Here is a 13,576-nt window from a genome sequence, read left to right as displayed (position 1 = left end):
TGGCTCGACCATGCCTAATGCTCTTCGCGAGACGCCTTACTTCTGGATACCGCTTGGACTTCTCGATGTCGAGCTGCGCATGGAGTGTGTTGGAGATTTCTGCACCGATGATTCCATGTCGTGGGATGAACAACGCTCGGGAAAAAGTTATCACGCCGCCCCAGAATCACTTGGATTTCTTCTGCATGAACTCCAGGTCAACAATGATTGACTCAGGAACTTGGGGTAAACGGACAAATTGATAGCCTGGCCAAAACTCGGCTCTTCGATAAAAACGAACTGCAGGCCATGGGCAGTGAAGTACAGCGATAAGCCCCCGTTTTCCACTGGCCGCCGGTGGGCACACGACGTTACACGGTAGCCAGTCAGTCGAAGCCTGCGATCTGATTTGTTTTGCCCAGTTTTCAATGATGAGCGCCGCAGGGTAAGCACAGGCTCGCTCTGGTCTGTCTGTATGGACCACTTCCGATAGTGTAGTGTTGGCGCTACAAAGGATGCTCCAGGCTTTTCGTTTCTTCCCAGGATGGATGTATACTCAATGCTCAAGTTCAATGCTCATCTCGGTTTTCAATTCAATGAGTTGCCTTTTCTTCAACGCATCGAAGCCGCCGCTGCCGCTGGATTTCGGGCGGTGGAGTTTCCGTCGCCCTATGAATTCGACGCCAGTCTCCTGGCCGACCACTTGGCTCAATACGCTCTTCCTCTGATTCAGTTCGCCGCACCGGCGGGTGTCACCAAAGGCATTGCTGCCCTGCAAGGCAAGGAAGAAGAGTTTCGCGCTGGCCTGGTCCAGGCCGCCAGTTATGCAAAGGTGCTGGCTTGTTCGGATGTCCACATCATGTCTGGAATTACGACGCAGGAAGAGGCTGCGCTTATCTTCGGGAGCAACCTGGAGTATGCAGTCAAGTACTTCGAAGATCAGGGGTTGCGGCCCCTTATCGAAGTGATCAGTTCGAAGGAGATGCCGGGCTATTACATGTCTGACTTCAGCAGGGCGCAACAGGTGCTGGAGACCTTCCCGAGTGTTGGGCTGATTCTCGATCTTTACCATGCCCAGCTTTTGACCGGAGACGCAGCAGATGTTCTGGCTCGATTTTATGACCGAACCGTCCATGTGCAAATTGCTGACTGTCCGGGTCGTCACGAACCGGGAACGGGGAGCATCAACTTTGCTGCCTTGTTCACGGCGCTGGAGCAGCGTGGCTACCCAGGATGGATCGGGTGTGAATACCGTCCTTCTCGCTCTACCGTTGCGAGCCTTGACTGGATTAAGCAGCTAAGGACTTAGCACTTGCGGGCACGAGTTACCCTGATGCACTCCTCAGGTGGAGAATTTTGAAAGGCGCTTGATGGCCGATACCCATCGATCGTTGAGGCCCGCGATTCGATGGTCCGTACTGACGGCTATTGATCCAGTGCTAGTCGTGGCTCTGATTATGGGAAAATACTTCTTGAATGCCCGGCAATAGACTGGGTTTTGCGATGAGCGTGGAGCGCTTTTCAAATACCCACTCAAAGGATGAGCACATGAGCCGTACCGGCCATATCTGCCTGATGGCGACCTATAACAAATGGATGAACGTAAAGATCTATGGAGCGGCCAGGTGCTTGTCCGATGATGAGCTCTCAGCTGATAGAAAAGCGTACTTCAGGTCGATTCTCGGGACGCTAAACCACGTGGCAGCCGGAGACACTGTGTGGCTAAAGCGATTCGCCAAACATCCAGCGAACCACTCGGCATTGGAGCCGGTGAGGCGACTTGCTGATCCGAAAAACCTTGACCAAGCGTTGTTCTCTACTATTCGAGAACTCTCAGTATATCGAGAGTGGCTTGATCAGATAATTGTCGAATGGGCTAACTCTATTACAGAGTCCGATCTAGACCACACCCTCCATTACGCCAGCTTGAAGGGTGTAGTGTCCGACAAGGATTTTTACGGCCTGGTGATGCATTTCTTCAACCATCAGACCCATCACCGTGGCCAGGTTACTACGCTGCTTTCACAGGCCGGTGTCGACATAGGTGATACAGATTTAGTCGTCCTCATCCCATCCCGATCCAGCGTATGAAGAAAAGCTGGATACCAGTATTGAGAATTCACAGCCAAAGAGGGCAATTCGATTCGGATCGCACTGATTGCATGGCTATTGCCCTGGCTTAATCCATGACGAACACCTTCGCACTGAATCGCCCCGAGTTCGCCGCTGACATACATATCATCGGAATGCCAAGACATGCTCCTCAATCCGAAATCTGGTCATCGAGTGGTGGCGGGTAGTTATTTAATTTTAATGATGACCTTGCCTTTTGATCTTCCTTGTTCGACATAGCTCAACGCCTCGACTGTCGATTCGAAAGGGAAGGTTGTGTCGATCACCGGCTTAATGATGCCGGACTCGATGAGAGCAGTGATTTCACCCAGTTGAGCACCACTGGCACGCATAAAGACGAATGCATAGCTGACTTCTTTTTTGCGCGCTTTTCTGCGGATGCCGCTGCTCAAAATACGCATCACCAAACCCAATCCCCAAAACAGTTTTTGCTCTTCAGCGAACTGTGGCGTCGGCGGCCCGGAGATGGAAATGAGCTGCCCCCCAGGCTTCAGAATGGTGAGCGACTTTTCTAGCTCATCCGCGCCCAAGCTGTTCAATACGACGTCGTAGTCTTGCAAAACGGTTTCGAAGTTGTGCTTCTTGTAGTCGATGACAATGTCCGCTCCCAGTGCCTTGACCCAACCCACATTGTTTGTGCTGGTGGTGGTCGCGACGAAGGCACCCAGATGCTTGGCAAGCTGGATGGCGATGCTGCCGACACCACCCGAGCCGGCGTGAATAAACACCTTTTGTCCTTTTTTCAGCCTGGCGGTTTCAACCAGCACTTGCCATGCCGTCAGTGCAACCAGCGGGAGGGATGCGGCCTCTTCCATGCTGATGTTTTTAGGTTTCAACGCGAGTGCGTCTTCGTGCACCGCAATCAGCTCGGCGAATGTGCCTATGCGCTCCTGAGGAGGGCGTGCGTAGACTTCGTCACCTGGTTTGAAGCGCCGCACACCGGATCCAACGCTGACCACGACCCCAGCCAGGTCATTGCCCAATATCAACGGGAATGAGTACGGCAAGATCAGTTTGAATTCGCCTGTACTGATCTTTGAATCAAGCACGTTGACGCTTGTGGCATGCACTTGAACCAGGACGTCATGGGCACCCACCTCAGGTACGGGCACCTCGGCTACACGGCCATTATTCTTGCCGTAACGGTCGATTAGAAATGCCTTCATGTTGATTCAACTCTCGTAGTTTCAAATGGGAATGACGGAGCATCCTCAGGCATCCAGGAATGCCGTTGCTTTCGCCACGAAGTCGGCATGATGTTGGAAAATTCCGCCATGCCCTGCGTCTTCGTAAATGATCAGTTGAGAATTCGGGATCCGGTTCGCCAAGTCAGTAGAGTTCACCGTGGGCACCATGATGTCGTGGTCACCGTTGGCGATCAGCGTCGGTATCTGTATGCGACTGAGGTTCTGCGGGGGCTGCCTGCCCCATGCGTGAATGGCTTTCAACTGCCGCAAAAAAGCGGTTGGCGTTGGATTTTTGTCGCGATCTTTCCTGCGCTCCTTCAGGCGATTCAGAAAATCCTTGGCGGCTCGCCGGCCATTGACCGTCGAGGTGAAGAATAGGTAGGTCTTCGGATCGCGCAACGTCAGCAAACCTTTAAGCATCAATGGCCATGAAACTGACCAGACCTTGTCGATGCCGGTGCCGCCAGCAGGCCCGGTACCGGTCAGAATCAGTCTGCGCACCAGGTCAGGGGCGCTCAGGGCAATTTCCTGGGCCACGAATCCTCCGAGTGAAAAACCCAGCAGGTCGACCTTTTCGAACCCCAACGCACGAATCACAGCGATGGCATCGTTTGCCATTTCGCTGACCGTCGCAGGGGCGGTGCCACCTGATGTGCCGATGCCCCGATAGTTAGTGGCGATGATGCGCCTGGTGCTTGCGAGCCCATCGATGATCCGTGGGTCGAAGTTGTCCAGGACTGCGCCCCAATGATTCAACAAAACCAGCGGCAACCCGTCCTTGGGGCCTATATCACGGTAAACGAACGCCGCTCCATCAACCTTGATCGATTGGGTCGCTGCATTGACGAACGGCGTGCGCGATCCGGGATGAGGTTTTGTGTCTTGAATGTGCATGTTTGCCCCGTGCTGCGGATCGAAAGTGGCAAGTGAGACGCCATGTTGCAGGCGCTTTACATCGAAAGCTGCGCACCAGCGCCTGCTACACGATGATCACGCCTCGGCTTGATAGCGCTCGGCAACATCGGATTGCCGAATCTGCGACAGCAGGCCTTGACGTGCTGCCTGCAAGGCATCCCAGCAGGCGGCGTCCTGCAAGGGGGGAATGGTCACAGGCTCGCGACGATCGAAACCGACCAGCGCGGCGTCGACCAGATCACCCACTTCCATGACGTCACTGAGGGTATTGATGTCGATGCCCGCTCGCTCCCAGATTTCGGTACGAGTGGCTGCCGGCAGAACGGCTTGCACGTAGACGCCTTTGGGCGACAGCTCCAGGCTCATACCTTGAGAAAGAAACAGCACAAAAGCCTTGGTCGCGCCGTAGACCGTCATCCCGAACTCCGGTGCCAGGCCAACGACCGAGCCTATGTTGATAATCGCTCCGTCCCCGGCTTGTGCCAGGCGTGGGGCGATGGCGCTGGCAAGCCGTACCAGTGCGGTAGTGTTGAGCGTAACCAACTGAGCAACGCTGTCGGTGGATTGTTCGATAAAGCTGCCGGATTGTGCGGCGCCTGCATTGTTCACCAGGATGCCAATACTGGCGTCGTCGCGCAGGCGAGCCTCGACCGTGGTCAAATCGCTGATTTGGGTCAGGTCAGCCTGGAGAACATCAATGGTGATGTTGTGTTTCTCACGCAGCCGGGCTGCAAGAGCATCCAGCCGCCCTTTGTCGCGGGCAACCAGTACGAGGTCGTGCCCGCGCTGTGCAAAGCGCTCGGCATAGGTAGCGCCGATGCCAGTGGAGGCGCCGGTAATGAGAACAGTGGTAGGGATACTCATGAATTGTTCCTCAGTTTCGGATATCGATAGGCGAGTCATGCGTGGTGTCCGGAGGACGTGCGCAGACGTGATTTTTAGCCGTGCCGGGTACTGGATTCAGCAAGGGTTGGGTAGTCGATGTAGCCTTCTGCACCGCCGCCATACAGGGTCGCAGGATCGAATGCCGACAAAGAGGCAGCGGTTTTAAGGCGCTCCACCAAGTCCGGGTTACCTATGAAGGGACGTCCAAAGGCGATCATGTCGGCCTTGTCATCGTTGAGTTGAGAGGTGGCCAAATTCACGTCGTAGCCATTGTTCGCGATGTAAGTGTTTTTGAAGCGTTGGCGCAAAGAACCAAAGTCGAAGGGCGCAATATCGCGCGGCCCACCAGTCGCGCCTTCGACCACATGGAGGTACACAATGCCCAAGGCATCGAGTTGGTCGACAATGTAGTCAAACTGGGCCTGCGGTTCGCTGCTGGAGACACCATTGGCTGGCGAAACTGGCGATATACGGATGCCTGTGCGTTCTGCACCGACCTCGGCTACTACCGCCGCCGTCACTTCCAGCAGTAGACGAGCGCGATTTTCAATCGAGCCACCGTAGGCATCGGTGCGGATATTGGCACCGTCTTTGACGAACTGATCCAGCAAATAGCCGTTTGCGCCATGGATCTCTACGCCATCGAATCCCGCCGCGATGGCATTTGCCGCCGCTTGGCGAAAATCATTGACGATCCCGGGAAGCTCGCTGATATCAAGCGCTCGCGGCTCTGAAACGTCCACGAAGCTATTGTTGACGAACACCTTGGTCGCGGGACGGAGAGCGGAGGGTGCTACCGGAGCGGCACCGTTCTCCTGCAGGTCAACGTGCGATACGCGTCCGACATGCCACAGCTGCAGGAAAATTCGTCCGCCTTTTGCGTGGACGGCATCGGTGACCTTGCGCCAGCCATCAACCTGCGCCTGGGTGTAGATACCGGGCGTATCCTGGTAGCCCTGTCCCTGCTGCGAGATCTGCGAGGCTTCGGAGATCAACAGGCCTGTAGAGGCTCTCTGGCTGTAATAGGTTGCAGCGAACTCGCTCGGGACGAAGCCTTCTCCCGCACGGTTACGCGTCAGCGGAGCCATCACGATTCTGTTGGAAAGTGTCAGCGAGCCGAGCGTGTACGGCTCAAATAACGTCTTATCGTTCATATCGTTTCCATACTCGTGGATTAATGAGGGCGACATGCGCCGTGCCAGGGAAGATTCGCGTTGGCGCATTTATGATGTCGATCACACTCAAAACTGTCAATGCTTTTGATTATGATCGACATCAGAGTATGATGAGGGCATTGCTTTGAGATGCAGAGGCGCAGGAAATGAAGATCACCAAGGCGCAATCACTCGCCAATCGAGCTCACATCGTTGAGACGGCTTCAGAGCTGTTTCGCGAGCGTGGCTACGATGGCGTGGGGGTGGCTGAACTCATGGCAGCAGCCGGATTTACGCAAGGCGGTTTCTACAAGCACTTCGGCTCCAAGGCTGATCTGATGGCTGAAGCGGCAGCGAACAGTCTTTCGCATTCGCTGACCAGTTCCGAAGGTCTCGACGTTGCTGAGTTCATCGATCTGTATGTGTCGAGGGATCACCGAGACGGCAGGGGCAGCGGTTGCACCATGGCGGCCCTTTGTGGAGACGCTGCGCGTCAATCAGATGAGTTGAAAGCCACCTTTGCCAGCGGGGTAGAAAGCACGCTGGCAGCGCTCGAAGAAAAGTACAACGCGAGGCAAGACGCGCCGCAGGATGGGGTACGGGCAAAAATGATCGACATGTTGGCGCATGCAATCGGTGCGGTCATGTTGTCACGCGCCTGCCCAGATGATTCTTCTCTGGCTGATGAAATACTCGAGGTTTGCCACGCTGAGATAATTGCTTCATTGCCGTTGGCTCAGCATTGCCCCGGAAAGTAGGCACCATCTTCCGTGAACGATATTCAGCAGTCTCTCAACTTCGCCCAAAATTCTTCAGCGGATTGGCTGATAGGAGCCGTTGGACGCGTGAGGTGAATTTCCAAGGGGATATCCCAGCTTTCATCAAGAGCTCGTACAAGACGTCCGTCGGTGACTTCCTGTTCGGTTAGGCTCCTTGGTAGCCAGGCCACACCTTTGTTTTCCAGGGCCATGGACATCAGTACCGCAGCGAGGTGACTACTGAATAATGGCTTGAGGTGAAGGAAATCTTCCTTTCCATTAAGCCGGTGAGCCACGATGCGTCCCAACCCGGACTCTTGGGTATACGCCAAGTACGGCAACGATGCGGGCGAACTTTCAAAGTTGGCAGAAGCGCTCGCCAATGGAACGAGAACATCTTCGCCAACCTTTTTGCCTATGAACTGATCAGGGGTCAACAGCGGTGGAACATCCGGGTGACGATGACAAAGCAGGAACTGCACCTGGCCCTGAATCAGCATCTGCTCGCAGACCGCCATGCTGTCGGAATGCAGCCGCACAGCCTCAATGGGAGCGCCGTTTTCCGTGCTTCTTAACCATCTCGGGAAGAAAGTGAACGACAGCGAATGGGTTGCAGCGAATTGCAGAGTCTTGGCAGCCATTCCCGCCACTTCCTGGGCTTCGCTGCGCATTCGGTACAAGCGCCTGGCAGTCTCCTGGGCACTTGGCAAAATCTGCTTCCCAGCCTCGGTCAGCGTTGCACCTTGTGGCGTGCGAACGAACAGTTCAACACCCATCCAATTTTCCAGTGAGCGGACTCTGCGACTGAATGCCGGCTGAGTAACGTGGCGCGCTTCAGCGGCACGAACAAAGCTGCCGTACTCTGCCAACGCTGAAAAATCTTCTAGCCAAACGAGTTCCAAGGGCCATGCCTCCTGTGCATAGGGCTCGGCATTAATAGCATTGGGCGGGTGTCATCGCAAAGCATAACGTGGGGCCACCAACAACAAGAGGAGCCCGTCATGCGTATCGTAGACATCCGTGAAAAAACTGTTTCTATTGCCTCCCCAATTGCCAACGCCTATATCGATTTTTCCAAAATGACCTGCTCGGTTGTCGCTGTCGTCACGGATGTGATTCGCGATGGTAAACCAGTAATCGGCTACGGCTTCAACTCCAACGGTCGCTACGGTCAAGGTGCACTGATGCGTGATCGCTTCCTGGCGCGTATCACGGAAGCTGATCCAGATACTCTCATCGACCACGAGAACAACAACCTGGATCCGTTTGCCATCTGGAAGACTCTGATGACTAACGAAAAGCCAGGTGGTCACGGTGAACGTTCAGTCGCAGTGGGTACCATTGACATGGCTGTATGGGATGCCGTTGCCAAGATTGAAGGCAAGCCTCTGTATCGCCTGCTGGCCGACCGTTATCGTGACGGCGTGGCAGATGACAAGGTGTGGGTCTACGCAGCGGGCGGCTACTACTACCCTGGCAAAGATCAAACCAAGCTCAAGGCAGAAATGCAGAGCTATCTGGATCGTGGCTACGACGTCGTCAAGATGAAGATTGGTGCAGTATCACTGGACGAAGATATCCGTCGTATCGAGGCGGTACTTGAAGTGGTAGGGGACGGTCGTCGACTGGCGGTCGATGCCAATGGCCGCTTCGATCTGAAGACAGGTATTGCATACGCGGAGGCCATCAAAAAGTACAACCTCTTTTGGTACGAAGAGATTGGCGATCCGCTGGACTACGCGCTGCAGGCTGAGCTTGCAAATCACTATGAACTGCCAATGGCTACCGGGGAAAACCTGTTCTCCCACCAGGATGCCCGTAACCTTCTGCGCCACGGCGGTATGCGCCCTGATCGCGACTACCTACAGTTCGACTGTGCTCTGTCCTACGGGCTCGTGGAGTACATGCGCACCCTGAAGGTGATGGAAGAAATGGGTTGGTCTTCCCGCCGTGTAGTTCCGCATGGTGGTCACCAGATGTCCCTGAACATCGCAGCGGGTCTGCACCTGGGCGGTAACGAATCGTACCCGGACGTGTTCCAGCCTTTCGGCGGGTTCGCTGACGGGATTCGTGTGGAAAACGGCTATGTCGGTCTGCCGGATATTCCAGGTGTCGGCTTCGAAGCCAAGTCCGCCTTGTACGCAGTAATGCGCGAGCTGGGCGAAGGCTGATAGCCCTCGAACGGCGGCCTCTTGCAGGAGGCCGCCGTTATCAGGCGTCACTCACTGACGCCACGCCACACGCCCATCACAAAAATAAAATGAGGTGCTCCCGTGGAAATCTCCAAGACCCGCTGGTACAGCCAGCTGTATGTGCAGGTGCTGATCGGTATCGTCATCGGTGCAGCAATTGGTCACTTTGAACCGCAATTCGGAGCCAAGCTCCAACCTTTTGCGGATGGCTTTATCAAACTCATCAAAATGCTGTTGGCGCCTATTATTTTCGGTACCGTCGTCGTTGGTATCGCTAAGATGGGCAGCATCAAGGAAGTCGGGCGGATCGGCGTCAAAGCGCTGCTCTACTTTGAAATCCTTTCAACCATTGCGCTGGTCATTGGCCTTATTGTGGTCAATATCGCAAAGCCAGGCGCTGGGATGAATATCAACGCTACCACGCTTGATGCCAGCGCTATCGCCAAGTACAGCCAAGCCGCCAGTGAGCAGGGCGGAACAATCGATTTCTTTCTCAACATAATCCCGAGTACCTTCATTGGCGCATTCTCGAATGGCGTCATGCTTCAGGTCATCTTGATTTCGGTTTTGATGGGCGTTGCCCTCGTTCAAATGGGCGAAACCAGCAAACCGCTGATCAATACCATCGACCTGTTTCTGCAAGGGCTGTTCAAGATCGTGGCAATGGTTATGCGTCTGGCTCCGATTGGTGCCGGCGCTGGGATGGCTTTCACTATAGGCAAGTACGGAATTGGTACCTTGCTGTCACTCGGCCAGTTGCTGGTCGCGCTCTACATCACGACCTTGATTTTCATCGTGGTAGTGCTGGGTACGGTTGCTAGATGGTCGGGCATGCCGCTTATGCAATTTCTTCGTTATTTCAAAGATGAAATTCTCATCACGCTTGGCACCTGCTCAACCGAAGCCGTACTTCCGCGAATGATGGTGAAACTTGAAAAGCTGGGCTGCAAGAAGTCAGTGGTGGGCATGGTGCTACCAACTGGATATGCCTTCAATGCGGATGGCACCTGCATTTACCTCACCATGGCGGCGATTTTTATCGCACAGGCAACCAATACGCCACTGACGTTTATGGATCAGATGATTCTGTTGGGCGTCTTCCTGCTGACCTCAAAAGGCTCCGCTGGCGTGGCGGGTGCCGGGTTCATAACCCTTGCGGCAACGCTCACAACCATCCACTCCATTCCGTTGGTAGGCCTTGTCCTGCTCTTGGGCATCGACAGGTTCCTCAATGAAGCGCGAGCTGTTACCAACCTGATTGGCAACGGTATCGGCACCATCGCCATTGCCAAGTGGGACAACTCGTTCGATGTAGAAGCCTGTGAGCGTGAAATTGCCGCGATGAAAAACGCAAAGGCGGAGCGTAGAGCGTTAGCAACGCAAAAGTAGTCAACATCGCTTACCCGGTCATTCCTCTTCGGATAGGGCGCAATGACCGGTAGCTATTCGATGCCTCGTTCACATAGAACCATTCAAGCGAAGTTCTCAGTTGAATTGCGATGGAGCCGAAAAAATGATTGAGCGATCCCATCACGAACTACGTAAGGCGTTCGGTGATTTACTTCATGGAACAGTTTGTAAATTTGCCGCATCAGTGTTCGATCCGATCTCGGTTCGAATGGCCTCTGACCTTGGCTTTGAGGTCGCCATCCAGGGTGGATCCGTCGCCTCGCTTCAAGTGCTCGGTGCCCCAGATATCTCGTTGCTCACTCTTGATGAATATGCGGAGCAAGTTTCCAGGGTCGGACGGGCCAGCCAAATCCCAATCATTGGAGACGCTGATCATGGGTTCGGCAACGCGCTCAATGTAATGCGAACGGTAACCGAGTTGCAGAAGGCCGGTGTTGCCGCTCTTACGCTAGAAGATACTCACCTACCGGCCAAATACGATGAGCAAGCGCACGTGCTTATCGAAATGGAAGAGGCCGCAAGCAAGATTTACGCTGCGCGATTTGCCCGGTCAGATGATGCCCTCAGCATCATCGCCCGTACGAATGTGGCCGTTTCCACTTTGGAAGATTCCATCGCACGCACTATGGCCTATCAAAAGGCTGGGGCCGATGCGATTTGCATTGTCGGAGTAAAGGATTTCCAACACTTGGAGGCGCTCACCTCGCATCTTTCCGTGCCAATCATGCTGATTAATTATGGAAACCCTGCACTGAGCGATGTTGAGAAGCTGAGCGCAGCCAATGTGCGGATCGTGGTCAATGGGCATGCCCCATTTTTGGCTGCGATCAAAGCAAGTTACGAGGCATTGCGCGAGCAGAGCGGATCCAAAGGCGCTGAGCTCTCGCTTCCAGAGCTGCTATCAAAATACACGCTGTCGGATAATTACCGTGAGTGGGCAAAGACCTATTTGAAGTCAGAACACGGTTCTAATTGAGCTTGAAGCAGGTGAAATAAAGCATCATGAAAAAAACGATCCTGGCCTTCAGTCGCGTCTCTCCAAGCCTGCTCGAGACTTATAAAGATCAGTACAACATCATTATCCTCAACCCAGAGGATGGTGATATGGACGTTCAGTTTCAAGCGGCTCTTCCCGAGGCCCATGGGTTGATCGGTGGAAATCGCCGTCTGGGTGAGGCCGAACTCGCGTTAGCAAAAAAACTAGAGATTATTTCCAGTATATCGGTTGGCTACGACAACTATGACCTCAGCTTTCTCAATAGCCGAGGAATCATGCTGACCAACACGCCGGATGTGCTGAACGAGACAACAGCTGATCTGGCTTTCGCTCTGATCCTCGCCACAGCACGGCGTATCCCTGAGCTGGATGCCTGGACGAAAGACGGAAATTGGACAAAGACCATCGATGCATCCCACTTCGGATGCGATGTGCATGGAAAGACCTTGGGCATTATCGGTTTAGGCAAAATTGGAGAGGCCATCGCCCGTAGAGGTAGGTTCGGTTTCGGTATGGATATTTTGTACAGCGGCAAAACCCGCAAGCCCAAACTGGAGCAAGAGCTGGGGGCAAGGTTTGTTACACAAGAAACGCTTTTGGGCGAATCCGATTTTGTGTGCCCGGTCGTTCCATTGACCTCCAATACCAGGAACCTCATCAGCCATTCCGAGTTGGCGCAGATGAAGCCTGAAGGCATTTTGATCAACGTGTCTCGGGGCCCAGTGGTTGATGAAGAGGCACTGATTCAAGCACTTGAAGCAAAGGCAATACGGGCAGCGGGATTGGATGTTTACGTGAAGGAGCCTTTGCCGGACTCCAGGCTCTTCAAGTTGAAAAACGTCGTCACTGTACCCCATATTGGCTCAGCAACAAACGAGACGCGCAACGCAATGGCAAAGCGAGCCCTGGAAAATTTATTGATGGGACTTGAGGGCCAGTGGCCGCGAGACCTCGTAAATTCGCAAGCATTACGCCAATAAGAATTAACTCATTCTCCTCCTATGTGCGGTAGGCACACAGGCACTTATCTCAATGAAATAGGAACCGCTATGCCGCAAGTCATTGTCTATGCCGCTGCAGGTAAGACGGAGGAGCAACACCATCTGCTTCTGAAAAAGGTTACCGAGGCCGTGGTAGCAAGCTACGAAATACCTGCAGAAATCGTGACCGTGCAAATCGTCGAGGCGCCAGTCCATTTAAAAGCGAAGGGTGGCATTCGTTTCTGTGATCGATGAGCTGGAAGCACCGGGGAATAGCCGTGCGGCTTTGGAGGGCACGCTGTAGGTAGATCACTCCGGGGTCATGAGTACCGCCAACGTCATGTTGATGAACTCCTCATTCTTACTGATCGTTTGCAGCGCGCCGCGCACGTTGCCTCCAACCTCACCTGCGCCACGCTTTTCGACCCACAACGTCAGCTCCATGATCGCGGCTTCGAGGGCTAGCTGGTTCTGATTGATCTTGAAGAGCAGGGAAGGTAGTAAGTCAGCATTCGACATCGTGTTTCCTCCATGAAAAGAGGACTGCGTAGCAGGCGGGTGCTATTTCGATTCAAGCCACCTGGCGCCTGAGAAATCCGCTTCCCTAACAGAAAACAGGTATCCGGGCAGATCCGCATAGGTCAGTGTTCAATCGACGCCAACAATTAGGGCTCTTGCGGGCGAAACACATGCTTCTAGGCGCTAACTAAATGGCGAGCGACAGCTTACAGCTGTCCAGGATTTCGTCGGCTAGCAGCGCATCATCTGGGCAGGCCCGCGACAGTACAATGGCTCCGACCGCTTGTGCCAACAATGAAACTGCCTTCGTACGGGCTTCCTTTTGCTCGTTAGCGGATAGCCCGGAACTCAAGCCTGATTGTTGACGCCGATGCCGATTGCCCCACGTGCCGACGCAAGACTGACCCATCTTCAAATCCGCACAAATCCAGCACAGGTATTGGTTCGCGAGGAATCAGATTGGGTCA

15 protein-coding genes are annotated in these 13,576 nt (G+C 54.1%); 9 read left to right on the top strand and 6 right to left on the bottom strand.

Annotation, left to right across the window (positions count from 1 at the left end; translation table 11 throughout):
* Positions 1 to 10 precede the first annotated feature (10 nt).
* The 3 genes from KGA85_RS04965 (at position 11) to KGA85_RS04955 (ending at position 2,070) form a co-directional block, all read left to right on the top strand.
* Positions 11 to 211: a hypothetical protein gene (locus tag KGA85_RS04965; RefSeq protein WP_223455710.1), complete on the top strand. Its 201-nt coding sequence runs from the start codon at positions 11 to 13 to the stop codon at positions 209 to 211.
* Between the two features lie 327 nt (positions 212 to 538).
* Positions 539 to 1,288 (top strand): hydroxypyruvate isomerase family protein, encoded by a 750-nt coding sequence (locus KGA85_RS04960; protein WP_223455711.1) that lies wholly within the window; start codon positions 539 to 541, stop codon positions 1,286 to 1,288.
* A 239-nt stretch (positions 1,289 to 1,527) separates the two neighbouring features.
* Positions 1,528 to 2,070 (top strand): DinB family protein, encoded by a 543-nt coding sequence (locus KGA85_RS04955; RefSeq protein WP_223455712.1) that lies wholly within the window; start codon positions 1,528 to 1,530, stop codon positions 2,068 to 2,070.
* A 209-nt stretch (positions 2,071 to 2,279) separates the two neighbouring features.
* Here KGA85_RS04955 and KGA85_RS04950 read toward each other — a convergent pair whose 3' ends face one another.
* The 4 genes from KGA85_RS04950 to KGA85_RS04935 all read right to left on the bottom strand — a co-directional run bounded on the left by KGA85_RS04950 (position 2,280) and on the right by KGA85_RS04935 (position 6,253).
* A complete protein-coding gene (locus KGA85_RS04950) occupies positions 2,280 to 3,278 on the bottom strand; it encodes an NADP-dependent oxidoreductase (RefSeq protein WP_223455713.1) in 999 nt (332 codons plus the stop codon).
* Positions 3,279 to 3,323: 45 nt separating this feature from the next.
* Positions 3,324 to 4,193 (bottom strand): alpha/beta fold hydrolase, encoded by an 870-nt coding sequence (locus KGA85_RS04945; RefSeq protein WP_223455714.1) that lies wholly within the window; start codon positions 4,191 to 4,193, stop codon positions 3,324 to 3,326.
* 96 nt (positions 4,194 to 4,289) lie between these two features.
* Entirely contained in the window at positions 4,290 to 5,078 is a 789-nt protein-coding gene (locus tag KGA85_RS04940) for an SDR family NAD(P)-dependent oxidoreductase (protein WP_223542955.1), read from the bottom strand.
* Positions 5,079 to 5,152: 74 nt separating this feature from the next.
* Complete coding sequence (locus KGA85_RS04935) at positions 5,153 to 6,253, bottom strand: alkene reductase (protein ID WP_223542954.1); 1,101 nt, start codon at positions 6,251 to 6,253, stop codon at positions 5,153 to 5,155.
* Positions 6,254 to 6,420: 167 nt separating this feature from the next.
* Between KGA85_RS04935 and KGA85_RS04930 the strand changes: the two genes are divergently transcribed.
* Complete coding sequence (locus KGA85_RS04930) at positions 6,421 to 7,011, top strand: TetR/AcrR family transcriptional regulator (protein ID WP_223542953.1); 591 nt, start codon at positions 6,421 to 6,423, stop codon at positions 7,009 to 7,011.
* Between the two features lie 23 nt (positions 7,012 to 7,034).
* Here KGA85_RS04930 and KGA85_RS04925 read toward each other — a convergent pair whose 3' ends face one another.
* Positions 7,035 to 7,913, bottom strand: a complete 879-nt coding sequence (locus KGA85_RS04925) for a LysR family transcriptional regulator (RefSeq protein WP_159389630.1) — start codon at positions 7,911 to 7,913, stop codon at positions 7,035 to 7,037.
* A 99-nt stretch (positions 7,914 to 8,012) separates the two neighbouring features.
* Here KGA85_RS04925 and KGA85_RS04920 point away from each other — a divergent pair, with 99 nt between their 5' ends.
* The 5 genes from KGA85_RS04920 to KGA85_RS04900 all read left to right on the top strand — a co-directional run bounded on the left by KGA85_RS04920 (position 8,013) and on the right by KGA85_RS04900 (position 12,845).
* A complete protein-coding gene (locus KGA85_RS04920; protein ID WP_159389631.1) occupies positions 8,013 to 9,182 on the top strand; it encodes a mandelate racemase/muconate lactonizing enzyme family protein in 1,170 nt (389 codons plus the stop codon).
* Between the two features lie 102 nt (positions 9,183 to 9,284).
* Positions 9,285 to 10,592: a C4-dicarboxylate transporter DctA gene (gene dctA / locus KGA85_RS04915; protein ID WP_223455719.1), complete on the top strand. Its 1,308-nt coding sequence runs from the start codon at positions 9,285 to 9,287 to the stop codon at positions 10,590 to 10,592.
* Positions 10,593 to 10,716: 124 nt separating this feature from the next.
* Complete coding sequence (locus KGA85_RS04910) at positions 10,717 to 11,589, top strand: oxaloacetate decarboxylase (protein ID WP_223455720.1); 873 nt, start codon at positions 10,717 to 10,719, stop codon at positions 11,587 to 11,589.
* A gap of 26 nt (positions 11,590 to 11,615) precedes the next feature.
* Positions 11,616 to 12,590, top strand: a complete 975-nt coding sequence (locus tag KGA85_RS04905) for a 2-hydroxyacid dehydrogenase (protein WP_223455721.1) — start codon at positions 11,616 to 11,618, stop codon at positions 12,588 to 12,590.
* A gap of 69 nt (positions 12,591 to 12,659) precedes the next feature.
* The gene (locus tag KGA85_RS04900; protein ID WP_223455722.1) at positions 12,660 to 12,845 is read left to right on the top strand and encodes a tautomerase family protein; all 186 of its coding nucleotides are present in this window, start codon (positions 12,660 to 12,662) and stop codon (positions 12,843 to 12,845) included.
* A 54-nt stretch (positions 12,846 to 12,899) separates the two neighbouring features.
* Here the strand turns inward: KGA85_RS04900 and KGA85_RS04895 are convergent, their stop codons facing one another.
* A complete protein-coding gene (locus KGA85_RS04895; protein WP_223455723.1) occupies positions 12,900 to 13,109 on the bottom strand; it encodes a hypothetical protein in 210 nt (69 codons plus the stop codon).
* Positions 13,110 to 13,576: the final 467 nt, after the last annotated feature.

Source organism: Pseudomonas sp. GL-B-12 (assembly GCF_019955895.1).
In the GTDB taxonomy this organism is placed as follows: Bacteria; Pseudomonadota; Gammaproteobacteria; order Pseudomonadales; family Pseudomonadaceae; genus Aquipseudomonas.
This window is presented reverse-complemented; position numbering and strand designations above follow the sequence as displayed.